This is a genomic window from Streptomyces sp. NPDC053560 (assembly GCF_044544605.1).
Taxonomy (GTDB): Bacteria; Actinomycetota; Actinomycetes; order Streptomycetales; family Streptomycetaceae; genus Streptomyces.
Window position 1 is genome coordinate 1 of record NZ_JBITXI010000022.1, and the last position, 24,029, is coordinate 24,029.

Genomic DNA, 24,029 nt, shown 5'->3' on the forward strand with positions numbered 1-24,029 from the left:
CTTTGTACTCACCCTCTCGGGCTTTCCTCCGGGCGCTTCCCTTCGGTCTTGCGTTTCCAACCTTACCAGATCCTTTTCGGTGATCCGGCCCCCTGTTGGAGCGGGGTTGCTTTCCGGTCCGGCCCTTGCGGGCTTTCCCTTTCGGCGGTTCCGACTTTACCAGATCCGCGTCCGGTCCCCTGCTTCTCGAAAGTTGCAGTCGGTCCGAATTTGTTTCCAGTGGCCTTTGGATTGGCCTTCGTCTTTCGACTTTCCCGACTTTATCAGAAGCGTTTTCGCCGATTGAATCGACTGGCGTTCCCGATAAGGATTCGGAAGGGCCCTGCGGAATTGCATTCCGTCCGGGGCGCTGTAGATGTTAACTGTCGCGGAGGAGTTTGTCCAACTCCTGGCAACCGTTTGAATCTACCTCCCCCACTCGCCCGTGTCAACGGGTTTCCTGGGGTGAACAGGAGATTAGCAGCTCACGGGTGCCGGATGCACATCCGGTGCGCTGCGGGGCCTCGATCGCAGGTCAGGCGGCGGTCGGCACCGCGGCGTCGCGGTCGGAGCTGTCGATGTCGCCGGACTCTCCCGCCAGGACGGCTCGACGGCCGGGTCCGTAGACGTACGCCAGGAAGGCCAGTTCGGCGAGGACGCCGATGGTGATGCGGAGCCAGGTGGGCAGGCCGGACGGCGTGACGAAGCCTTCGATGGCCCCTGAGACGAGGAGCACGGCGGCCAGGCCCACGGCCACGCCGAGCGCGGCGCGTCCTTCCTGGGCCAGGGCGTCCCTGCGGGTGCGCGGCCCCGGGTCGATGACCGTCCAGCCCAGCTTGATGCCCACTCCCCCGGCGACGAAGACGGCCGTCAGCTCCAGGAGGCCGTGCGGAAGGATCAGACCGAGGAACGTGTCGAGACGGCCGGCCGAGGCCATCAGGCCGATGCCGACGCCCACGTTGAGCATGTTCTGGAAGAGGACCCAGAGGGCCGGTACGCACAGGAAGGCGCCGAGGACCAGGCACAGGGCGGCGGCCTGCGCGTTGTTCGTCCACACCTGGGCCGCGAAGGCCGCGGCGGGATGGCTGGAGTAGTACGTCTCGTACTGGCCGCCGGGCTTCGTCATCTCGCGCAGAGCGTCAGGGGCACCGATCGAGGACTGGACCTCGGGGTGGGCGGCGATCCACCAGCCGATGAGAGCGGCGACGACCGTGGAGAGGATCGCGGTCGGTATCCACCAGTGGCGGAGCCGGTAAAGCGCGGCGGGGAACGAGGTCGTGAAGAAGCGGGTGGCGTCCCGCCAGGAAGCCTTGCGCGCTCCGGTCACGGCGCTGCGCGCGCGGGCGACGAGGGAGGTCAGCCGGCCGGTCACGGCGGGGTCCGGTGCGGTGGACTGGAGCAGCGAGAGGTGGGTCGTGGCGCGCTGGTACAGGGCGATCAGTTCGTCGGCCTCGGCACCCGAGAGGCGGCGCTTGCGGCGTACCAGGGTGTCGAGGCGGTCCCACTCGGCGCGGTGCGCGGTGACGAAGACATCGAGGTCCATGCAGTAGCGCTCCTCGCCCCACAGTGACGGTCTTGGTGCTCATGATGAACGTACTGGGCCCATTGTCGTACCGGCTTGGCAGACTGGCGGGTGCCGGCAGCGGGGCGGGCGAGGCGCGGGCCAGGAAGGACGGCGGGGATGAACGAGCTGGTGACGGGCGAGGCAGTCGTACTCGGGCTGCGACCGGCCAGGCTGCCGAGCCGGGCGCTGGCGGTCCTCCTCGATCTCGCCGTGACGTGGACCGCGTACATCGTCCTCTCCATGGCGCTGTTCGCCGCGACGGCCTCACTGGATCCGGCGGCGGTGGCGGCGCTCTCGGTGGCGGCCTTCGTGCTTGTACTGATCGGGATCCCGATAGTCGTCGAGACGCTGAGCCACGGGCGCTCGCTGGGGAAGCTCGCGTGCGGGCTTCGGGTGGTGCGGGAGGACGGCGGTCCGATCCGTTTCCGGCACGCGCTGGTGCGCGGGGCGATGGGGGCGATCGAGATCGTGCTGACCATGGGGGTGGTGGCGTGCATCGCCTCGTTGGTGTCGGCGCGCGGGCGGCGGCTCGGGGACGTGTTCGCCGGCACGGTCGTCGTACGGGAGCGGATACCGGTTCAGCGGGGCGGGTCCGCGCTGCCGCCTCCGCCGCCGTGGCTCCAGGGGCAGCTCGGTGCGCTGGATCTGTCGCGGGTGCCGGACAGCTGGTGGCTGACCGTACGGCAGTTCCTGACCCGCAGTGGGCAGCTGGATCCGCAGGTCGGGTGGCGGATGGCGGGGCAGCTGGCCGAGGACTTCGTGGGGTGGACCGGGGCGGGGGTGCCGCAGGGCCTGCATCCGGCCGCGTATCTGTCGGCGGTGCTCCACGAGCGGCAGGGGCGGGAAGCGCGGCGTACGTTCGGCGCGGCAGCGGAAGGCGTGCGGACGGCGGGCGCGGGGGCCACCGCGCGGTCGGACGGGCCGACGGCGGCGCCCGACACGGGCGCGGGCCGGTCGGCCGCGCCCCTCATGGACCCGGTCGGTCCGGCGACGCCCCGCACGGAGCCGGTCGGGCCGGGGTCCCCCGGCACGGAGCCGAAGGAACCGGAAGCGCCAAAGGCGCCGGGCGGCGCATCGGGCGACGGGACGGTCGAGGCCGGCGCGCGGCGTACGACGGGGTTCGCGCCGCCCGCGTGAGCCGCGTGAGCCGTCTGCGCGGACACGCGCGCGTGCGGCCCGGCGGTCACCCTGCGGGTCGGCCGGTCGACCGGGCCGTCAGTCGGCGAATCCGTCGGACGCCTCGGGCTCGGTGAATACCGACGGCGGGGTTTCGAGGTCTTCGAGTTCGATGCCGGGGGCCGAGAGAACGACGTCGCCGGCGAGGTGGATGGCGTGCTGTTCGCCGGTCTCCAGGTCGTTGACCTGGTACTCGTCCACCGTCAGCGGTCCGTTGTCAGTGCTGTGTGCTGTCCTGTTCACCAGGGCCCAGGACTGGTCGAGGGTGCGGGGTGCGAGGACGGGGGGTGCGAAGGCCACCAGGCGGGTGCGGACGGCTCCGGAGCCGAGGGCGGGGCGCAGCAGCCGGGCGGTGGCGATGAGGAAGGCGGGGGACGCGCCGGTGAAGGCGTGGGCGCGGACGTTGCCTTCGGTGGCGTGCGTGCCGGTGGGGTCGGTACGGACCCAGGTGACGCCATCGAGTGCGGCGCCGCGTACCTGCCACGAGGCGGCGTTGAGTTCGAGCCGGATGGGGCGGCCGAGGTCGTCGAGGGTGAGGTCGACGGAGCCCGCATGATCGCCGCTGGGGGTGGTGATCTGCGAGACGTAGCGCCAGCCGGAGGGGCCGGTGGCGCAGTGGAAGTGCTCTTCGCCGAGGGGGGTGTGATCGTGCGGGTCGTGCAGCGAATAGCGGCCGCGGGGCATGGGGGTCCTTCGGTGGTTCCGTCAGTCGTTCCCGCGAGCGGGGGCTGCCGTCGAGGCTACGCAAGGCCGTGAGCGGGCCAGGCCCCCGCCCTGGTGGACGGGGGCCTGGCTGTCCGGCTGAGGGTGCGGCGCGCCGGTCACCGAGGGACCGTGCGCGCCTTCCGACCGCGGCTCAGTAGCGGTAGTGGTCGGGCTTGTACGGGCCCTCGACCTCGACGCCGATGTACGCGGCCTGCTCCGGGCGGAGCGTGGTGAGCTTGACGCCGAGGGAGTCCAGGTGGAGACGGGCGACCTTCTCGTCCAGGTGCTTGGGCAGCACGTACACGTCGGTCGGGTACTCGCTCGGCTTGGTGAACAGCTCGATCTGCGCCAGCGTCTGGTCCGCGAAGGAGTTGGACATCACGAACGAGGGGTGACCGGTGGCGTTGCCCAGGTTCAGCAGGCGGCCCTCGGAGAGGACGATGAGGACCTTGCCGTCGGGGAAGGTCCAGGTGTGCACCTGCGGCTTGACCTCGTCCTTGACGATGCCCTCGATCTGCGCCAGACCGGCCATGTCGATCTCGTTGTCGAAGTGACCGATGTTCCCGACGATCGCCTGGTGCTTCATCTTGGCCATGTCCGAGGCCATGATGATGTCCTTGTTGCCCGTCGTGGTGACGAAGATGTCCGCCGTCTCCACGACCTCGTCCAGCGTGGTCACCTGGTAGCCGTCCATCGCCGCCTGCAGCGCGCAGATCGGGTCCACCTCGGTCACGATCACACGGGCACCCTGGCCGCGCAGCGACTCCGCACAACCCTTGCCCACATCGCCGTAACCGCAGACCACGGCGGTCTTGCCGCCGATCAGGACATCGGTGGCACGGTTGATGCCATCCACCAGGGAGTGCCGGCAGCCGTACTTGTTGTCGAACTTCGACTTCGTCACGGCGTCGTTCACATTGATCGCCGGGAAGAGGAGGGTGCCCTCGCGGTGCATCTCGTACAGACGGTGCACGCCGGTGGTGGTCTCCTCGGTCACGCCACGGATCTCCGAGGCGAGCTCGGTCCACTTCTTCGGCGTCTCGGCGAGGGTGCGGTTGAGCAGCTCCAGGATGGCGCGGTGCTCGTCGCTCTCGGCGGTGTCGACCGAGGGGGCCTTGCCGGCCTTCTCGTACTCGACGCCCTTGTGGACCAGGAGGGTGGCGTCACCACCGTCGTCCAGGATCATGTTCGGACCGCCGGTGGGCGAGTTCGGCCAGGTCAGGGCCTGCTCGGTGCACCACCAGTACTCCTCCAGCGTCTCGCCCTTCCAGGCGAAGACCGGAACGCCCTGGGGGGCGTCGGGGGTGCCGTTCGGGCCGACGGCGATGGCCGCGGCGGCGTGGTCCTGGGTGGAGAAGATGTTGCAGGAGGCCCAGCGGACCTCGGCGCCGAGCGCGGTGAGGGTCTCGATCAGTACGGCGGTCTGCACGGTCATGTGCAGCGAGCCGGTGACCCGGGCGCCGGCCAGCGGCTGCGACGCGGCGTACTCCTTGCGGATCGCCATCAGACCGGGCATCTCGTGCTCGGCGAGGGTGATCTCCTTGCGGCCGAAGGCGGCCAGGGAAAGGTCGGCGACCTTGAAGTCCTGACCGGTGGCTGCTGTCGTCATGTCGGGCTGCTCCCCGGTGGTCGGAGGGTGGTTGCGGTCGGCAGTCTGCGGCGCGGGCAGGCGGAGTGCGGTGAGCGGGTGGGCGGCCACGCGTGGCGCACGTGGACGCGTACGCGTACTCGGACGCGGTACGGACACCCTCGGACCGGACATGGCTGGTCCGGCCGGATCACCTGGACACGGCTGTCACCCGGGGCGCGTTCCTCGCCGGGCATGCTCGCACCGGCAGGCACTCGCCCTGGGACACACCTGTCCCCTGGCCGCAGCACGCAGTCCGTCGGAGGCCCTCTCTCCCTCGGCCGGTCCGCGCTGCGGGCCGCCCGACCGCCATCAGCAGCGACGTCTGGCACTGGTCACGAATCTACACCGATCGGCCCAGTGAACCCCAGCCCCTCCGGGAGGGTGCGGCGAGTCACACCCGTGCGGCAGGCATCGCAGCGGGTATCGCCGGCGGCGCCTGCCGCCGGGCCTCGAAGGGGAGGAGGGACGGAGTGCCGGGACGCAGCGCGGGGACGGAGCGCGGGTGACTGTTACGGGTGGGGTGTGTGGTGGCGGGTTGGAGGGGTGGGGTTCGTGATGCAGGATGCGGAGTGCGCGGGAACACTTGCACGATCTTGCGCGGGAACTTGTGAGGAGACTGACGTGACCAGCAGTTCAGCGGAGCCCCCGGAGGACGCGGGGGCCGCCGGGCAGGGCGGGCGAGGGCTGCGGCTGCTCGCGGTGACCGCCTGTCCGACGGGCATCGCCCACACGTACATGGCAGCCGAGAAGCTGACGCAGGCCGCCGAGGCGCTCGGGCACGAGATGAAGGTGGAGACGCAAGGGTCGATCGGCGCGGAGAACGTACTGTCTGACAACGATGTCAGGGACGCCGACGGGATCATCATCGCGGCGGACAAGGACGTCGACCGGAGCAGGTTCGCCGGTAAGCGGCTGGTCGTGGTCGGGGTGGCCGAGGGCATCCACCACCCCGAGGAGCTGATCGAGCGCGTACGTACCGCTCCGGTGCACGGCGCGGAGGGCGGCTCCGCGGGGGCCGGCGGCGGCGCGGCCGGTACGGGCTCCGCGGGCGGAGGCGGCGGCAAGGAGCGCAGCCTCGCGTACAAGGCGCTGATGAACGGCGTCAGCTACATGATCCCGTTCGTGGTGGTGGGCGGTCTGCTCATCGCCGTCTCCCTGGCGCTGGGCGGCCATCCGCAGGCCGACGGCGGCCTCGTCATCCCCGACGGCTCGTTCTGGAAGCACGTCAACGACATCGGGACGATCGGCTTCACGCTGATGGTGCCGATCCTGTCCGGGTACATCGCGTACGCGATCGGGGACCGGCCCGCGCTCGTACCGGGCATGATCGGCGGGTGGATCGCCAATACGGGCGCGCTGTACGACTCCAAGTCGGGCGCGGGCTTCATCGGGGCGATCGTCACCGGCTTCCTCGCCGGGTATCTGGTCCTGTGGATCAAGAAGGTCCGAGTACCGAAGTTCGTCCAGCCGATCATGCCGATCATCGTGATCCCGATCGTGGCGACGTCGGCGCTGGGACTGTTCTTCATCTATGTCATCGGGCGGCCGATCTCCTGGGTCTTCGAGCACCTGACGAGCTGGCTGGGCGGCCTGACGGGGTCCAGCGCGGCGCTGCTCGGCGTGATCCTCGGGCTGATGATCGCGTTCGACATGGGCGGGCCGGTCAACAAGACGGCGTTTCTGTTCGGCGCGGGTCTGGTGTCCAAGAACCCCGAGATCATGGGCATGTGCGCGGCCGCGATCCCGGTGCCGCCGCTCGGGCAGGGCCTGGCGACGCTGATCCGCCGACGGCTCTACAGCGAACAGGAGCGGGAGACGGGGCTCGCGGCGCTGTTCATGGGGTGCTTCGGCATCACGGAGGGCGCGATCCCGTTCGCGGCGGGGCGGCCCGCCCGGGTCATCCCGTCCAACATGCTCGGCGGCGCGGTGGCCGGTGCGCTGGCCGGCCTGGCCGGGGTGACGGACAACGTGCCGCACGGCGGTCCGATCGTCGCGGTGCTGGGCGCGGTGGGCGGCGTCGCGATGTTCTTCGTGGCCATCGCGGCCGGCACGGTCGTCACCGCGCTGTGCACGGTGACGCTGATGTCGATGGCGGAGCGGCGCGGGGGTGCCGGGGGCACCGGGGAGGCCGACAGCGGCGCCCCCGCCCCGGAACCCGCACTGGCGGGTGCCACGGCGGGTGCCTCGGCGAGCGCCACGGCAGGCGGCGCGGCGCCGAGTACGGCAGCCGCGGCTCCGGAGGGCGCACCCGTCGCGACGGAGCCGCCCGTGGCGACGGACTCCGGCGAAGCCCCGACCTCGGCCGTGGACACGAACACGACCGACACGGCCGACACCGCCGACACCGACCCCGGAACCCCCTGCCCCGCCGTCCTCTCCGGCTACCTCACCCCCGCCACCGTGAAGGTGCGGCTGGACGCCTCGGAGAAGGAGGCCGCGATCCGGGAGATGGCCGAACTGGCGGCCGGCACCGGGAAGGTCGCGGACGTGGACGAGCTGGTGCGGGTGGCGCTCGCGCGGGAGGCGCAGGGCACCACCGGGCTCGGCGAGGAGATCGCGATCCCGCACGCCAAGACGGACGCGGTGACGGCGCCGGTGGTCGGGTTCGCACGGTCCCCCGAGGGCATCGACTGGGGCTCGCTGGACGGCACGCTCGCGAAGCTGGTCTTCATGATCTCCGTACCGGAGGCCGCAGCGGGCGACGAGCATCTGCGGATCCTCGCGCTGCTGTCGCGGAAGCTGATGGACACGGACTTCCGGGCGCGGCTCCAGGCGGCGCCGGACAGCGACGCGATCATGACCGTGCTCGCCGAGATCCAGTAACCGGGAGCCGGGCCACCGGCGCACCGTTCCGCTGAGGACCTCGCACGACGAAGGCCCCGTTCCGCGAAGCGCCACGTACGACGAAAGCCCCGTTCCACGAAGCACCACGTACGACGAAGGGCCTCGAACGGCGAAGGGCCCCGCCGCTCACCCGAAGGTGAGCGGCGGGGCCCTTCTGTGGTCCTGCGGTCAGGCGCCCGGCATCGGGGTGCCCGAGGCCGCGGCCTCCGCGCTGTAGATGTCCGGCTCCAGGTAGATGACCCGGGCGATCGGTACGGCGGCGCGGATGCGGTCCTCGGCGGCGTTGATCGCGTCGGCGACCTCCGTGGCCGTGTCGTCGTGCTGGACCGCGACCTTGGCGGCGACCAGCAGCTCGTCGGGGCCGAGGTGGAGGGTGCGCATGTGGATGACGCGGGGGACGGTGTCGCCGTCGACGATGGCCTCGCGGATCTTGGCGACCTGGTCGGCGCCCGCGGCCTCGCCCAGCAGCAGCGACTTGGTCTCGGCCGCCAGGACCAGCGCGATCAGGACGAGCAGGACGCCGATGCACATCGTGCCGATGCCGTCCCAGATGGCGTCACCGGTGATGAGGGTGAGGCAGACGCCGAGCAGCGCGAGGATCAGGCCGACGAGCGCGCCGAGGTCCTCCAGGAGGACGACCGGCAGTTCGGGGGCCTTGGCGCGGCGGACGAACTCGGGCCAGGACTGCTTGCCGCGCAGCGAGTTCGACTCCTTGATGGCAGTGGTGAACGAGAAGCCCTCGGCGACGATCGCGAAGACGAGGACGCCCACCGGCCAGTACCAGTGCTCCAGCTCGTGCGGGTGCTGGATCTTCTCCCAGCCCTCGTACAGCGCGAAGACACCGCCGATGGTGAAGAGCACGATGGAGACGAGGAAGCCGTAGATGTAGCGCTCGCGGCCGTAGCCGAAGGGGTGCTCCTCGGTGGCGGCGCGCTTGGCCTTCTTGCCGCCGAGCAGCAGCAGTCCCTGATTGCCGGAGTCGGCGATGGAGTGCACGCCCTCGGCAAGCATGGAGGACGAACCGCTGAAGGCGAACGCCACGAACTTCGCTACGGCGATGGCCAGATTGGCGCCCAGCGCCGCGACGATGGCCTTGGTGCCGCCTGATGCACTCATGAGTGCTGCATGTCCCTTCCGTCGACCGGGCTTTACTGCCCCTTTAACCACATGGGCAGGTCATTGTTGCACCCGTGACGGGGGCCTGCATCAGACGACCACGGTGGCGCGGAAGAGCGTACCCTCACCGCTCGCGGCGATGTCCTCACCTGCCGGGACAAAGGCGGACTCACCGGGCGCGAGCGCCAGTTGCCGGCCCGGATCCGCCGCATCCCCGGTGCCCCGCAGGACGACCGAGCCCGCCGTGCAGAGCAGGACCTGCGGCGTACGGTTCGCCAGCGGCACCGGTGCGGCGCCGGGAGCCAGGACGTACCGCGAGAGGCGGAACTCGTCGATGGGCGTCTCGTAGACCTCCTCCCCCGACGGGCCGGCCTCCGGGCGCAGCACGCCCGCGTCGCCCGCCTCGAAGCGGACGATGCGCAGCAGTTCGGGGACGTCCACGTGCTTCGGCGTCAGGCCGCAGCGGAGCACGTTGTCGGAGTTGGCCATCAGCTCGACGCCGAGGCCGTTCAGGTAGGCGTGCGGGATGCCGGCGCCCAGGAAGAGGGCCTCGCCGGGCTGGAGCGTCACGTAGTTGAGCAGCATCGCGGCGATCACGCCGGGGTCGCCCGGGTAGTGGTGGGCGATCGCGGCGTACGCGGCGTAGGCCTCGGCGTGCGGGCCGCCCGCCTTGCCGAGGCGTTCGGCGGCCGCGGTGGCCTCGCCGACGGTCTCGGCCATGGCGTGCTTGTCGGCGGTGAGGACGGCGGTGAGGACCTCGCGGAGCGCTTCCTCCTCGGGGCCCGCGTGCAGGATGTCGACGTACGGCTTGAGGCTGTCGACGCCCAGGCCCGCGAGCAGGTCGGCGGCCTCGGCGGGCTGCCGGAAGCCGCACAGGCCGTCGAAGGGGGTGAGCGCGCAGATCAGCTCGGGCTTGTGGTTGGCGTCCTTGTAGTTGCGGTGCGGCGCATCGATCGGGACGCCGCGCTTCTCCTCGTCGGCGAAGCCCTCCTTGGCCTGCGCGAGGTCGGGGTGGACCTGGAGGGAGAGCGGGGAGCCGGCCGCGAGCAGCTTCAGCAGGAAGGGCAGGCGGGGGCCGAAGGCGCGTACGGCGTCGGGGCCCAGCTCGTCCTCGGGGTCCTCGTCGATGACCTCGGCAAGGGACTGCGGACCGATGCCCCGGTCGACGCGGGACGGCGCACCGGGATGGGCGCCCATCCACATCTCCGCCTGCGGCTCACCGGTCGGCTCGACGCCGAGGAGGTAAGGGATCGCGGTGGTGGAACCCCAGGCGTAGGGGCGCACGGTGTTGGTGAGGCGGTCCATTGCGGGCGGGCTCCTGCAGTGGTCGGGAGGGGGCGGGGTGACAGCCGGGGGGGCGGAGCGGCGGCGGTCGGCAGGGCCACCCGCGCACCGCCCCGCCTCATGATCCCTCGGCTCCGGCGAGCGCCAGGTAAACGGCGGCGAAATCCGTGGTGGCCAGGAGTTGTGCGGCGTTCTCCAGGGGGCTGCCCTCACTCTCCGCTTCGAGCTCGCTGACCGGGGTGTCCCGTTCCAGGGCGAGGTCGCGGGCCGCGGGGGCGGCGGACAGCGCGCCCGGCGGGCCCTCGCGGAGCAGCAGGGCGCGGGCGTGCAGCGCTCCGGGCTGCTCGACCCGGTCGCGGAAGAAGTCGTCCGGGTCGGCGCCGGCCGCGAGCGCTCCGGCCAGCAGCGTGCCGTGCGCGGTGAGCGCCTCGGGCAGCTCGGCGGCGAGCGCGGGGCGGCCCGCGAGGCCGGTCAGCACGGTCGCGAAGTGCCGGCCGACGGCGCCCGCGACGGCGCCCTCGGTCCAGATCAGCGGGAGGCTGTCGGCGAGCTCGGCGGCGAGGGTCTTGGCGGGATTGCCGTACGTGGCGGCGGCCGGGCCGCACTGGGTGGCGACCTGGTCGAGCTTGTCGGCGAGCCGGGACAGCTCGTCGGCCGGCGCGGCGAGCAGGCCGATGCGGTCGGCGAGCGCGAGCAGCGGGGTGAGCAGCGACCAGAGGGTGCCGGGCGCCGCGGGCGGCGCGCCCTCCACGTCGAACTCGCCGTCGTACGGGGTGGTGGCGAGCGGTACGGCCAGTCCGCGGGCCTGGGTGATGGCGTCGGCGAGCGGGCTGCCGGCCGGGGTGACGCCCACGATGGAGCAGCCCCGCCGGTAGGCGTTCTCGACCAGCTCGGCCAGGCCGGCGTCGGCGCCGTCGGGCCCGGCGATGAGCAGCAGGTCCAGCGGGCCCGTCCAGCCGGGCAGGGACCAGCGCAGGGCGCCGGGCAGGGGGGCGACGCCGGTGGGCCGGATCGGCGTCACGGGGCAGCTGCCGCCGCCGAGGGCGCCGAAGAGGTCGGCGACGCAGGGGGCCGCGGGGCCGGGGCCCGCCACGAGGACGGTGCGCGGCCGGCCGTCGGGCGCGAGATCCGGTATGCCGGCCTCGGCGGCGTTCCGCGCCGCGGTGCGGACGCGGGCACCGGACTCGGCCACGGCCCGCAGCAGGCCGTACCGGTCCGCCTCGGCCAGGGCTTCGGGAGCGTCGAGGAGTGACTCGTCGAGCATGTGATGCTGCCTTCCGGTCGCCGGGCGGCTGGGCGGAGCGGCCGCTGCCTCAGGATTCTCAGGCCGGCTTGCGCGCCTCGTCCACGAGGAGGACGGGAATGCCGTCGCGTACGGGGTAGGCGAGACCGCAGCCGGTGCCGGTGCAGACGAGCTCGGCGGGCTCGTCCGCCGACTTGTCCGCCAGGGGGGCGTGGCACGCCGGGCAGGCGAGGATCTCAAGGAGGCTGGCTTCGACCGGCATGGTGGCGACCCCTTCAGGGTGATGATGTGTTTCGCCTCGTCAGCGTACCGCCGGGTGACGGTGGGGAGCGCCTTTCGGCCGGTGGGCGGCGGTAAACGGGCCCGTCGGAACCACCGTACGGCGGGGCCGGCCCGAGTGCTTCCGCACCCGTCGCCGGCCCCGTCCAGGTTCGCGCGCCGCGGGTCAGCCGCGGACGATGGCCAGGACCTCGTCGCGGACCCGGTCCACGGTGGCCCGGTCGCGCGCCTCGGCGTTCAGGCGCAGCAGCGGCTCGGTGTTGGACGGGCGCAGGTTGAACCACCAGTCGGCGGCGGTGACGGTCAGGCCGTCCAGCTCGTCCAGCTCCACGCCCTCGCGGCCCTCGTAGGCCGCCTTGATCGCGGCGAGCCGTCCTGCCTGGTCGTCGACGGTGCTGTTGATCTCGCCGGAGGCCGCGTACCGGTCGTACTGCGCGACCAGGCCCGACAGCGGGCCGTCCTGGCCGCCCAGGGCCGCCAGGACGTGCATCGCGGCGAGCATGCCGGTGTCGGCGTTCCAGAAGTCGCGGAAGTAGTAGTGCGCGGAGTGCTCGCCGCCGAAGATCGCGCCGGTCCTGGCCATCTCGGCCTTGATGAAGGAGTGGCCGACACGGGTGCGGACGGGCTGGCCGCCGCTCTCCTTGACCACCTCCGGGACGGACCAGGAGGTGATGCAGTTGTGGATCACCGTGGCGCCGGGGTCCTTGGCCAGCTCGCGCGAGGCGACCAGCGCGGTGATGGCCGAGGGCGAGACCGGGTCGCCGTTCTCGTCGACCACGAAGCAGCGGTCGGCGTCGCCGTCGAAGGCCAGGCCGATGTCGGCGCCGGTCTTCCGGACGCGGGCCTGGAGGTCGACGATGTTCTTCGGGTCCAGCGGGTTGGCCTCGTGGTTCGGGAAGGTGCCGTCCAGCTCGAAGTACATCGGATCGAGCTCCACCGGCAGGCCCTGGAAGACCGTGGGGACGGTGTGGCCGCCCATGCCGTTGCCCGCGTCCACCACGACCTTCAGCGGGCGGATGTGCACCAGGTCCACGAGGGAGCGCAGGTGGGCCGCGTAGTCGCCCAGTACGTCGCGCTGGGTGATGGAACCGGTCTCCGCGACCGGCTCGGGGGCGCCGTTCTCGATCCACTCCTCGGTCAGGGCACGGATCTCGGCGAGACCGGTGTCCTGGCCGACCGGCGCCGCGCCGGCCCGGCACATCTTGATGCCGTTGTACTGGGCGGGGTTGTGCGACGCGGTGAACATGGCGCCCGGCAGGTCGAGCGCGCCGCTGGCGTAGTACAGCTCGTCGGTCGAGCACAGCCCGATCTCGGTGACGTCGGCCCCGCGCCCGGCGGCACCGCGGGCGAACGCGCGGGCCAGGCCCGGCGAGGACGGCCGCATGTCGTGCCCGATGACGATCCCGTCCGCCTCGGTGACCTGGACGAAGGCCGCTCCGAACAGCTCGGCCAGTGTCTCGTCCCACTGCTCGGGGACCACACCGCGCACGTCGTACGCCTTCACGATCTGCGACAGATCAGCCACAGCCACCCTCCTGAGGTCTCTTCGGGCCCCCCAAGCTACCGGGAAGATCTGTGGACCAGCCGTGAACCATCGGTGAACGATGTTCCTGTACGACTGCTTCCGGCCCGAAATCGACCGTGCGGGGCGGCTTCGCGGCCGGGCCGGACCACTCCGCCGGCGCTTCAGGGCAGCATCCAGCCCAGCACCGCCGTGCTCTGCCCCAGCACGATCAGGCACATCACGACGAGCAGCAGCAGGCTCCAGGGCAGGACCTTGCGGAGCAGGTCGCCCTCGCGCCCGGCCAGGCCGACGGCGGCGCAGGCGATGGTCAGGTTCTGCGGGGAGATCATCTTGCCGAGGACGCCGCCGGAGCTGTTGGCCGCGGCGAGGAGTTCGGGGGCGAGTCCGGACTGCTGCGCCGCGGTGACCTGCAGGGCGCCGAAAAGGGCGTTGGCGGAGGTGTCGGAGCCGGTGACGGCGACGCCGAACCACCCCAGTACGGGCGAGAGGAAGGCGAGGCCCGCGCCGGCCGCCGCGACGAAATGGCCGATGGTGGCGGCCTGCCCCGAGAGGTTCATGACGTAGGCGAGGGCGAGCACGGAGGTCACGGTCAGGATGGCGAAGCGCAGTTCGTGGACGGTGGCCAGCCACTCCTTGACGGCACCGCGGGCCCGTACGCCGAGGACGGCGGCGGTGATCAGGCCGGCGAGGAGGACGAGGGTGCCGCCGGTGGCGACCAGCGGGAGCGTGAGGACGTTGCCGCCGACCGGCTTGCCGTCGGGGCCCGCGACATCCAGCAGCGGCCAGTCGAAGGATTGCGTGGCGGCCGCCGCCCAGTCCTTGAAGGGCGGTACCTGCGCGAGCGAGAAGACCACGATGATCAGGCCGTACGGGGCGTAGGCGCGGACGGTCTCGCGGCGGCTGTCCCGTACGTCCAGGCCCTCGCTGCGGGCGCCGGTGAGGACGGCGGCGCGTACGTCGGCGGAGGCGGGGCGGCGGGCGGCCGGCACCGCGACCAGCGCCGCCGCGCCGATCAGTGCGGCACCGATGTCGGCGAGCTGCGCGGAGACGAAGTTGGCGGCGGCGAACTGGGCGACGGCGAAGGCCGTGCCGCAGGCGAGGGCGGGCAGCCAGGTCTCGCGCAGGCCGCGGCGGCCGTCCACGAGGGCGACGAGGAGCAGCGGGACGACGAGGGCGAGCAGCGGCGTCTGCCGGCCCACCACGGAGGCGACCGAGTCCAGCGGGAGCCCGGTGACCTGGGCGAGGGTGACGACGGGGGTGCCCATGGCGCCGAACGCGACCGGGGCGGTGTTGGCCACGAGGGCGACGACCGCCGCCTTGACGGGGTCGAAGCCGAGCGCGACCAGCATCACGGCGCTGATCGCGACCGGGGCGCCGAAGCCCGCCAGCGCCTCCAGGAGGGCGCCGAAGCAGAAGGCGATGACCAGGGCCTGGATGCGGGGGTCGTCGGAGAGCCGCGAGAAGGAGCGGCGGAGGACGTCGAAGTGCTGGGTGCGGACCGTCATCCGGTAGACCCAGAGGGCGTTGACGACGATCCACATGATGGGGAAGAGGCCGAAGACGGCGCCCTGCACCGCGCTGGAGAGTGCCTGCGTGACGGGCATGCCCGAGCCGAGCCAGGCGGTGCCGAGGGCGACGGCGAGGCCGATGAGGCCCGCGTGGTGGGCGCGCATCCGTACGGCGCCGAGCAGGACCAGGACGGTGATCAGGGGCAGCGCCGCGACGAGCGCGGACAGGGCGAGGGAATCGGCGATCGGCTGAAGCTGCTGGACGAACACTCCGGACATGCGGCTGCCTCCCCGGCGGCGTGGCGGCTCCCCCTTCCGGCATGCGGAAGGCGATCTCGCAGGAGTGGAGGAATGGTCGTGTCCGCGCCAAGCCGGAGTCAATGACCCGTCACGAAATGACGGTTGATCAGAAGTGATCCGGCATCAGGCGCGGAGGCACCGGTGAATCGACCGGAAACCGACGTTCCCGGAAGGAACGGGCCGGGCCGCGGAGGTGCGGGTTCCAGGAGGCGCGAGCCTCGGGGCATGCGGGCTTCGGGTGGCGCGGGCCGCCGGGCCTCAGGAGTCGGGCGAGCGCAGCACACGGAGGTGACCGCGCCGGGCCACCTCCATCGGGTCGGCCTCTCGGGGACCGGCCGTCTCGGGGCCGCCGGCCGCACGTTCCTGCGGACGCGCCGCTTCCCGCACCGCGTTGGCGAGCGCTTCGAGGTCGTCACCGCTCGGCTGGACCGCGCCGGGGTCGGCGGCCAGCCGGACGACCTCCCACCCGCGTGGCGCGGTCAGGCGCTCGGAGTGCTCGGCACACAGGTCGTAGCAGTGGGGTTCCGCGTAGGTGGCGAGCGGGCCGAGCACAGCGGTCGAATCCGCATAGACGTACGTCAGCGTTGCGACGGCGGGACGGCCGCACGCAGTGCGCGAACAGCGACGTACAGGGCTCACGACGTTGGACGGTACCGCACTCTTGAGCGGGCCGCGACGACTCTCCACGACCTCACCCGGCCGTGTCGTCCCGGTTCGCCCGACCTGTCTGACCTGCGCACGCTCGGCCTGACCTGCGTCGAGAACCCGTTGCCGCCCGAGTGGAGGCGATGATTCCCCCTCCCACTCCAGTCAATTCGTGTCATTTCGCGGGCGCATCGCGAGCGTTAGGCGGTCACATCGCCCGGAATGAACGAACGGAACAGAACCTGTACCGATCAGTGAGCGACATGGGGCGTACGGTGCAAGAGTTCGGCCGTGCACGGCCCGCGGCGGCTACGCTCGTGACTGATGGACAGCCCCGTACCTCCCCCGGCCGGTGCCGAGGAGAACCCCAGCCCGACGGAGCCGCGTCCGCGCCGCCGCGACCGCCACGGCCGCGGGATGCGCGGTCCGATCGCCCCGCCGCAGGTACCGCTCTCCGTGAGCCGTGCCGACTCCTTCGTGGACCTCGTGCACGATTCGGTGGAGCGCCTGGAGCGGCGCTGGCCGCAGTTGTCGGAGGTGGAGTTCTCCGTGCGCGAGGTGCCGCGGGTGGCGCCCGACGGCGACGAGGGGTTCGCCGCGGACGAGGACGTGGTGCCGCTGGGCAGCGTGCTGCCCTCGGAGAACGGCGGCCGGGAGCGCATCGTGATCTACCGCCGCCCCGTGGAGATCCGTACGAAGAACCGCGAGGAGCGCGCGCTCCTCGTGCACGAGGTCGTCGTCGAACAGGTGGCGGAACTGCTGGGCCTGGCCCCGGAGTCGGTCGACCCTCGCTACGGGCAGGACTGAGCCGGTCGGCAAAGCGAATGGGGCCGGTCCCACCGCGCACGGAAATGACCGGTACTGGCGCTCGGGGGACGCGGCCCCCGCCGCGTACGGAGGTGCCGCCCCCGCCGCGTACGGAGAAGCCCGTCCCGCCACGTACCGAGGCGCCCGTCCCGCCGCCTACTGAGGCGCCGCTCCCGCCTCGTTGGAACCCGACGGAAGCGGGCCCTTCGGGAGGTGTCTCCCGAAGGGCCCGTGAGGGGGCGTCACATCAGTCGTTCAGGACCGACATGTTCCAGCTCGCCGTCGGGACCTGGACCAGCCCGCGGTCGTCCGGCAGCGTCTGGACGGTGAAGCCCTGTACGCCGCCGTGCGGCAGTGCGAGGGTGCGCGCCGCATAGACCGGCCCGCTGCCCTCCGCCGGCTCCACCGTGAGCGCGTAGGCCCCCTTGAGGCCGCTCGGGCGGGGCGGCTCGACCGCGAGGGTGCTGCCGCCCTTGACCGTGTAGGTCTTGGAGGCGGGGCTGCCGCCCCCGCTGCCCGCCGACGCGGTGACCTTCACCCGTGCGTCCTTGCCCTTCTGCGGGGCGACGAGCGAGAGCGTGCTGCCCTTGGCGCGGTTGTCGGCCGCCGTGGCGCGGGTGCCGACCGGCTTCGTCGCAGGGATGAACGCCATCTCCTGGTCCGAGCCCTTGCCGCGGACGACCCGCAGCGCGGCGGCGACCGGCGCGTCGGAGCCGTCGGCCGGGGTGAGGACCAGCGAGCCCGCCTCGCCCTTGGTGAGGTCCTTGAGGTCGACCGCGGTGGTCGACCCGCTCTTCAGGTGCAGCGTCTCCAGCCCGGCCGGCACGATCGAGCCGGTGGGCGTGGCCAGCTGCACCTTCAGGTCCGCGTCGGCGGAGCCGGGCGCCATGGCGACCAGCCGCACCGACGAGGCGTCGGCCGGGATGCCCGGGAGGACCAGCCCGGAAGCGGCGGAGGCGGGGTCGGCCGAGGCCGGCAGCCAGTCGCCGCCGAGCTTGTCGTCGCCGGCCTGGACGGCCGCGCCGACCCGCCCCTCCCGCGCGGTGACGTGCAGCGTCACGTTGTCGGCCCGGGTGTCGGAGAGCGTGGAGAGCAGCACGGGGACGCTGGAGTGCGGCGGCACCTGGATGTCCTCGCCGGACGTCCCCTTCAGGGCGCCGTCCTTGCCGTACAGCTTCAGGTCGACGACCGCAGCGGTGTCGTCGGGGTTGGTGAGGTGGACGTAGTCCTGGCGGTCGGCGGAGGTGCTGGCGCCGGGGAACCAGAAGTCGGTGTCCGGCGCGGTGCAGGCGGTGCCGAGCACGCCGCGGCCGGTGCCCGCGCTGACCTCGGAGGTCTGCTGGACGCTCCAGCCCGGTGCGAGGCCGCCGTCGGCGGTGCCGATCAGGGCCGGCGCGTCGGAGCTGTCGGTGGTCTCCGTGACCGGCGTGCCGGGTGCCTTCAGGGGGGCGACGGGCTTGGTACCGCCCTTCGGGCTCTTCGCGTCCTTGCCCTTCTTGCCGGTGTCGTCCGCGCGGCCGTCGGCGGCGGCCCGCAGGTCGGCGGTGCCCTTGCCGGCCTTCGCGCCCTTGGGGGTGAAGGCGGTGTACGTGGTCTCACCGACCTCGGAGGACGTCGGGGCCGGGCACATCAGCGAGGAGCGCTGCACGGGCAGCGTGGCGGCCTTCGAGGCGGTGGTGCCCGCGTCGTCCCCGGGGGCCGCGACGGCGGCTACCCCGGTGACGGCGGCGAGCGCGACGACCGCGCCGATCAGGGACATGGTGGTGCGGTTCACTGCTGGTCGCTCCCGTCGCGGCGGGGCTCGCGGTACGAGCCGTCGTGCGTGGTGCCGGCCCCGTCGTGGGGGGCCCCGTCGTGCGGCAGACCGTCGTAGCCGGTGCCGTCCCCATAGGGCTGCTGCTGTCCGTATCCGTACGGGTCGTAGGCACCGGCCCCGTAGGCCTGCTGTGCGTACGGGTCGCCCTGGTAGGCGGGCGGGTACTGCTGCCCGTACTGCGCGGCCTGGTACGGGTCGGCCCCCTGGCCGCCCTGCCAGTCCTGGTACGACGGCTGCTGCGGCATCTCGGGCACGCCCTGCTGCGGGACGCCGTGGGCGGCCGCGTAGGGGTCGGCGGCGTACGGATCGGCGGGGTAGCCGGCGCCCTGCGCCGCGTACGGGTCCGCCTGCGGCACGGCGTACGGGTCGGCCTGCTGGGCCGCCGCGTACGGATCGGCCATCGGGTCAGCGCCGTCCCGGGCGCCGGGCACGGCCGCCTCCGGAGCGGGCGCGTCCTGCGGGGCCTGCGCCTCCTGCGCGGCGCGCAGCCTCCGGGCGCGGCGTCCCTCGCCCTCCACGGGCTGTGCGGGCACCGCCGCCGCCAGGCCCTCCTCGGGCAGGTCGTCGTCGACGTCCCGGCGGCGGCCCGGCAGGGCCATGACGACCAGGACCACGGCGAGCAGTCCCTGTGCCGTCATCCAGAGGGTGTGCGTGAGCGGGCTCTCGTGGGTGAGGTCCAGGCGGCCCCCTGTGGCGGGCAGCTCGAAGCCCTGGGCCCAGCCGTCGACCGTGACCGGCTTCAGCGGCTTGCCGTCGAGGGTGGCCTGCCAGCCCTCGTCGGCGGCGTCGGCGAGGCGCAGCACCCGCCCGTCGGGGCCTGCGGGCACCTTGGTGTGCGCGTCGACCGGGTCGGCGGCGACCGCGACCGGCTCGGCCGCCGTGCCGTCCCCGGAGCTGCCGGAGCCGCTGACGAGGGAGACGCGGGAGACCCGGCGGTCCACCCGCCACAGGGCGCTGCCGTCCTCCTGGCTCATCCGGGTCAGGCCCGGGGTGGCGTCCAGGACCCGGCCCATCTCGCGCGGGGCACCGTCCTTGACCAGGACGTAGCGCACGGCGTAGCCGCCGAGCCGGTCGGTCTGGTCGGCGCCGGAGCCCGCGACGAGGTGGGCGACGACGTCGTTCAGGCGGCTGTCCTCGCCGGCCTCGGCCGCGATGTCGGCGTCGCCCAGGCGCGCGCCGGAGCCGCGGACCAGGGAGTACGCGACGTGCCCCGCGTCCCCGTCCAGGACGAGGGTGCGGGCGCGGTCGGCGGTGCCGGACTCCTCGGCGACGAACGCCGGGACCTGCTCGGGGTTCTGCCGCTCCACCGGACCGGCGGCGCCGCTGATCATCCAGCTGACCGCCGCCCACAGCGGGGCGAGCGCGGCGGCCAGCGCGATCAGCACGGCCACGGGCTGCTTCCAGCCGAAGCCGAGGGCCATCATGCGGGTGCGGATGCCCTCGGCGCCGATCGCGGCGGCGCAGAGCAGCGCGATGCCGTAGATCAGTGCGGGCGGTCCGGCCCAGCCGGAGCCGTTGGCCAGGCCCGCGAAGAGCAGCCCGGCCAGGCCGACGGCCCACGCGGTGCGGACCGCGCGCTGCCGCTCGCCGCGCAGCAGCGCGCCGAGGGCGGCGAGCACGACGCCGAGGAACAGCACGCTGCCGTACGCCTTGGGGCCGCCGGGGCTGAAGCCGACCAGGTCCAGCCAGTCGGCCTGGCCGGGCTTCGAGGCGAGCCCGGCCTCCAGGAAGAAGCGGGACGGCTCGGTCAGCAGCGACAGCGACCAGGGGGCGAGCACGACCAGCGGGGAGACGGCGACGGCGAGGAAGCGCAGCGCGTACGCCACGATCTTGTCGCGGTTGCCGTCGAGGAAGCGCAGCACCAGCAGCCCGAGGCCGAGGAGCACCGCGATCGGCCAGACGACCGGGGTGAAGGCCGTGGTGAAGGTCAGCAGCAGCGCGTACGCCCAGGAGGCGCGGAAGCTGGGCCGCACGCCGGGCGCGAGCCGCAGTCCGCTCGCGGCGATCGCGGCGCGCGCCATCAGGGGCAGCAGGATCGCGAGGACGGCGGTGCCGATGCGGCCGCCGGCCAGCGCGCCGGTGGCCGCAGGCAGGAAGGCGTACGCGACGGAGGCCCAGGCGCGCAGCAGGCGCGAGGTGACGAGCGGCCGGGAGGCGAAGTACGCGGTCAGGCCGGCCAGCGGGACGGAGGCGACCAGCAGCAGGGTGACGGCGAAACCGGTGCTGCCGAAGCAGACGGTCGCCACCAGGGCGAGGACCGCGAGGTAGGGCGGCGCGGCGGCGGTGGAGCCGATGCCCACGTCGTGCCAGCTGTGGAAGTAGCGCGCCCACAGGTCGGAGACCTCGCCGGGCGCGGGCAGCAGGGCGCCGCCGGTCAGCGCGCCGCCGCCGAGCAGGCCGCGGCAGGCGAGCAGGGAGACGAGGAGCAGGACGGCGAAGAGGACGGGCGCGGGCCGGCGGGCCATCCGCTTCAGCCGGGCGAACTGCTCGACCTCCAGGAAGTCCGCGTCGTCGTCGCCGGGCCCGGACTCCACGGCGCCGTGCCGGCCGCCGGAGGAGGCGTCGGGCGCCGCCCGGCCGGCGAAGTTGCTGGCGACCTGTTCGACGGTGGCCCGTACGGTCGCGCCGGGCGGCGGGAAGAGCGGGCGCAGCTCGCTCGCCTCGACCGCCGGCCTGCCGCGTCTGCGCCGGGCCGCCATGATCTTGCCGGGCCGCAGCAGGACGCCGAAGAGCCCGGCGAGTTCGTCGAGGGCCTGGCCCGGGACCTTGCCCACGAGGTAGGCGAGGACGCGCAGGAAGGTGCCGAGGACGAGGCGGAGCAGGACGTACGGCAGGACCGCGCCGCGGGTGTTGGCCAGCAGGGTGTAGACGGCGCCGGCCTTGTCGACGCGGTGCGGGCCCGCGACCGAGCGGCCGACGCAGTCGATGGGCCGCCGCTCGCGGGAGGCCGCCTCGGCGTGCCGCAGGACCGCGTCCGGCGCGATGAGCACCTGGTGGCCCGCGGCCTGGGCGCGCCAGCACAGGTCCACGTCGTCGCGCATCAGCGGCAGCCGGCGGTCGAAGCCGGCGAGCTGCTCGTAGACGTCGCGGCGGATGAGCATGCCGGCGGTGGAGACGGAGAGGACGGCGCGCACCTGGTCGTGCTGGCCCTGGTCCTGCTCGCGGCGGTCCAGGCCGGTCCAACGGCGGCCGGAGCGGGCGATGCTGACGCCGGCTTCGAGGAGCTGCCTGCGGTCGTACCAGCTGCGCAGCTTGGGGCCGACGATGGCGGTGGAGGGGCTGGCGTCGACGACGCGCAGCAGTTCGGTGAGCGCGTCGGGCGCGGGCGCGCAGTCGTCGTGCAGCAGCCAGAGCCACTGCACGGGCTCGCCGTGCGGCAGGTCGGGCATGTCGTACGCCTCGTCGTGCCAGGTCCGGGTGACCGGGTCCCAGCCGCTGGGGCGCTTGAGGTACGGCAGGTCGTCGGGGGTGAGCACCGGCGCGGTGCGGACGGCCTCGTCGACGGCGGTGCCGAAGCCGGAGCGGCGGGCGAGGTGCAGCACCCGCTCGTCGCCGAGGGCTTCGGTCAGCAGCCGCGCGGAGTCGTCGGCGCTGCCGGTGTCGGCGCCGATCACGTTCTGCACCGGGCGCTCCTGGCCGAGCAGGCCGGAGAGCGCGTCGGGCAGCCAGCGCGCGCCGTCGTGCGAGACGATCACGGCGGTGACGACATGCCGCGGGAACTGTGGCGCGGCGGCTTCGTATGAGGCGGCCTGGGCCGCCGACTGGCTGTGCACGGACATCGAGGTACGGGCCCTCCGGACCCGGGGCTGCCGTCTCCCGCGGCGGGCGGGCCGCTGCGGGTGTGGCCCCCGGAAGACACTGCGATGGACTGCGATGGACGCGCGCTCACCATGCGGGTGTTGGTGCGTCTCGGACGGAGCCCCACACTAATGGTTCACGCGGGCGCGGCGGCCGGGTCCGTACGCGCTGCCCCGCCCGGCCCACACACAGCACTCCGCCCCCGGCTGTGTGCCGGGGGCGGAGTGGGTGCCCGTGATGTTCCTCGATGGCGGGGCCGGTCCTGGGGCCGGTGCCCGTGCGCTGTGCCGGCCGGTGCCGGGCGACAGTCGCCCGGGCCGCCGTCGTCGGGCTTCAGACCGCGGCCTTCTTCAGACGGCGCCGCTCGCGCTCGGACAGTCCGCCCCAAATACCGAAGCGTTCGTCATTGGCAAGAGCGTATTCAAGACATTCGGAGCGGACCTCACAGGCGAGGCAGACCTTCTTGGCCTCGCGGGTGGAGCCGCCCTTTTCCGGGAAGAAGGACTCGGGATCGGTCTGGGCGCACAGTGCGCGCTCCTGCCAGCCGAGCTCCTCGTCCGCCTCCTCGACCAGCAATTCTTCGAACAGCTCGGTCATGTGCGCCCCTCGTCTGTCATTGCGTCCCCGTGATGTTGCCGTTACCGATGACGGCTGAACGACACGAGTGAAATTACAAGTGCGTGGATCCGGGCCAGTCAAGCCGAGATCTGCTATTGGGCCCCTTATTCACTCTGCGGAACCAAGGGTGCGCGGTAAGTGTTCATATCGGCTAAAACCAGGACAAACATTCGCCACATGCATCCCGCAACCCCCTTCTGCCCCTGAAGGACTCAACGGACGGCGATCACGTTGCACTCCATCAACAGAAGCGGGCTTGATCACATTCAGATCACGGAACCACAACGGCGTTTGATGGTGCGACTGCTGGGCCACCTCTCCTGAGCGTCGATTGCACAAACCTTTCGCCGGGCACGGTAACCGGATGAGGTGAAACATTTAGCCCAAACCCGGCATCCGGTTGACACGCGCGCCAGGTACCCGCTCTCCTTGACTCCATGCCAGTGATGCCCGCGCCCCGCCTGACCCGTGCCTACGGGTCCCGCTGCGCTGCCCAGGCTCGCTGTCGCTGTTCCAGCTGTTGAAGCCTCTGAGCTCCGGCTTTTCTGCACCGCACCGCCCCTGAGCGCTGTCCGGCGCCGTACCCGACGCCACGCACCGCTCCCCCGGCTCCGTGCCACCGCGACCCCGCACACGCTTTCCGCGCTCTTCTCCTCCGAGGAACCAGAAGTTCATGAACAGCGACAGTGACCTCCAGATCGCAGGCGACATCTTCGAGGTCATCCACCTCCTCCAGCCCCCTCGCGAGCACCCCGCCACCGTGGCCGAATTCGCCGGGCTCGCCCGTTCGATCGCCGCCGACCGCGACCGGTGGGCGCCCCTCGTCGAGTACGACGCCACCACCCGCTGGTACCACCGGCTGCGGACCGGGCCGGGTTACGAGGTCTGGCTGCTGAGCTGGCTGCCCGGCCAGGGCAGCGGCCGCCACGACCACGGCCGGTCCTCCGGCGTACTGACCGTCCTGGACGGCGAGTTGACCGAACACAGCGCGAGCGGCAGCCGCCGCCTGGTGCCCGGCGCGCAGCGCGTCTTCGCGCCCGGATACGTCCACGAGGTCACCAACGACGCGCTCGCCCCCGCCGTCAGCCTGCACGTCTACTTCCCGGGCCTGACCGACATGCCCATGCACCCGTCCGCGGCCCGGTGCGCCCGGCCCGCGCCGCAGACGGCCACGCCCTGACCGCCCCGGCCC

At 72.6% G+C, this 24,029-nt stretch carries 17 protein-coding genes; 4 read left to right on the plus strand and 13 right to left on the minus strand.

The window, feature by feature from the left end:
- Positions 1-514: 514 nt before the first annotated feature.
- Positions 515-1,522, minus strand: a complete 1,008-nt coding sequence (locus ACIGQF_RS36300) for a stage II sporulation protein M (RefSeq protein WP_399719660.1) — start codon at positions 1,520-1,522, stop codon at positions 515-517.
- A 138-nt stretch (positions 1,523-1,660) separates the two neighbouring features.
- On the opposite strand from ACIGQF_RS36300, the gene ACIGQF_RS36305 reads away from it, so the two are divergent.
- Positions 1,661-2,680 carry an RDD family protein gene (locus tag ACIGQF_RS36305; protein ID WP_399719663.1) on the plus strand — a complete coding sequence of 340 codons (1,020 nt, stop codon included), beginning with the start codon at positions 1,661-1,663 and terminating at the stop codon, positions 2,678-2,680.
- Between the two features lie 78 nt (positions 2,681-2,758).
- Here ACIGQF_RS36305 and ACIGQF_RS36310 read toward each other — a convergent pair whose 3' ends face one another.
- Positions 2,759-3,403: a hypothetical protein gene (locus ACIGQF_RS36310; RefSeq protein WP_399719666.1), complete on the minus strand. Its 645-nt coding sequence runs from the start codon at positions 3,401-3,403 to the stop codon at positions 2,759-2,761.
- A 172-nt stretch (positions 3,404-3,575) separates the two neighbouring features.
- Positions 3,576-5,033 carry an adenosylhomocysteinase gene (gene ahcY, locus ACIGQF_RS36315; protein ID WP_399719669.1) on the minus strand — a complete coding sequence of 486 codons (1,458 nt, stop codon included), beginning with the start codon at positions 5,031-5,033 and terminating at the stop codon, positions 3,576-3,578.
- Between the two features lie 756 nt (positions 5,034-5,789).
- On the opposite strand from ahcY, the gene ACIGQF_RS36320 reads away from it, so the two are divergent.
- Positions 5,790-7,877 (plus strand): fructose-specific PTS transporter subunit EIIC, encoded by a 2,088-nt coding sequence (locus ACIGQF_RS36320; protein ID WP_399719891.1) that lies wholly within the window; start codon positions 5,790-5,792, stop codon positions 7,875-7,877.
- Positions 7,878-8,066: 189 nt separating this feature from the next.
- On the opposite strand, the gene ACIGQF_RS36325 is transcribed toward ACIGQF_RS36320, so the two are convergent.
- The 7 genes from ACIGQF_RS36325 to ACIGQF_RS36355 form a co-directional block, all read right to left on the minus strand.
- Entirely contained in the window at positions 8,067-9,014 is a 948-nt protein-coding gene (locus ACIGQF_RS36325) for a cation diffusion facilitator family transporter (protein WP_399719672.1), read from the minus strand.
- A gap of 90 nt (positions 9,015-9,104) precedes the next feature.
- Complete coding sequence (manA, locus tag ACIGQF_RS36330) at positions 9,105-10,319, minus strand: mannose-6-phosphate isomerase, class I (protein WP_399719675.1); 1,215 nt, start codon at positions 10,317-10,319, stop codon at positions 9,105-9,107.
- A 97-nt stretch (positions 10,320-10,416) separates the two neighbouring features.
- A complete protein-coding gene (locus tag ACIGQF_RS36335; protein WP_399719677.1) occupies positions 10,417-11,562 on the minus strand; it encodes an SIS domain-containing protein in 1,146 nt (381 codons plus the stop codon).
- 58 nt (positions 11,563-11,620) lie between these two features.
- Positions 11,621-11,803 carry a Trm112 family protein gene (locus ACIGQF_RS36340; protein ID WP_361568164.1) on the minus strand — a complete coding sequence of 61 codons (183 nt, stop codon included), beginning with the start codon at positions 11,801-11,803 and terminating at the stop codon, positions 11,621-11,623.
- A 183-nt stretch (positions 11,804-11,986) separates the two neighbouring features.
- The gene (locus ACIGQF_RS36345; protein WP_399719679.1) at positions 11,987-13,345 is read right to left on the minus strand and encodes a phosphomannomutase/phosphoglucomutase; all 1,359 of its coding nucleotides are present in this window, start codon (positions 13,343-13,345) and stop codon (positions 11,987-11,989) included.
- A 161-nt stretch (positions 13,346-13,506) separates the two neighbouring features.
- Positions 13,507-15,123 carry an L-lactate permease gene (locus ACIGQF_RS36350; RefSeq protein ID WP_399719894.1) on the minus strand — a complete coding sequence of 539 codons (1,617 nt, stop codon included), beginning with the start codon at positions 15,121-15,123 and terminating at the stop codon, positions 13,507-13,509.
- A 288-nt stretch (positions 15,124-15,411) separates the two neighbouring features.
- Entirely contained in the window at positions 15,412-15,840 is a 429-nt protein-coding gene (locus ACIGQF_RS36355) for a DUF3499 domain-containing protein (protein ID WP_399719682.1), read from the minus strand.
- 282 nt (positions 15,841-16,122) lie between these two features.
- On the opposite strand from ACIGQF_RS36355, the gene ACIGQF_RS36360 reads away from it, so the two are divergent.
- Positions 16,123-16,605, plus strand: coding sequence for a metallopeptidase family protein (locus ACIGQF_RS36360; RefSeq protein ID WP_399719684.1), 483 nt, complete (start codon positions 16,123-16,125; stop codon positions 16,603-16,605).
- 247 nt (positions 16,606-16,852) lie between these two features.
- Here the strand turns inward: ACIGQF_RS36360 and ACIGQF_RS36365 are convergent, their stop codons facing one another.
- From ACIGQF_RS36365 to ACIGQF_RS36375, 3 genes are all read right to left on the minus strand, one after another.
- Positions 16,853-18,379 (minus strand): DUF5719 family protein, encoded by a 1,527-nt coding sequence (locus tag ACIGQF_RS36365; protein WP_399719686.1) that lies wholly within the window; start codon positions 18,377-18,379, stop codon positions 16,853-16,855.
- Entirely contained in the window at positions 18,376-22,200 is a 3,825-nt protein-coding gene (locus ACIGQF_RS36370; RefSeq protein ID WP_399719690.1) for a glycosyltransferase, read from the minus strand. Before ACIGQF_RS36370 ends, ACIGQF_RS36365 begins: the two co-directional genes overlap by 4 nt.
- Before the next feature lie 352 nt (positions 22,201-22,552).
- On the minus strand, positions 22,553-22,816 hold the full coding sequence (locus tag ACIGQF_RS36375; protein WP_030266018.1) for a WhiB family transcriptional regulator: 264 nt from the start codon (positions 22,814-22,816) through the stop codon (positions 22,553-22,555).
- Between the two features lie 694 nt (positions 22,817-23,510).
- Between ACIGQF_RS36375 and ACIGQF_RS36380 the strand changes: the two genes are divergently transcribed.
- On the plus strand, positions 23,511-24,017 hold the full coding sequence (locus ACIGQF_RS36380) for a cysteine dioxygenase (protein ID WP_399719693.1): 507 nt from the start codon (positions 23,511-23,513) through the stop codon (positions 24,015-24,017).
- Positions 24,018-24,029 lie beyond the last annotated feature (12 nt).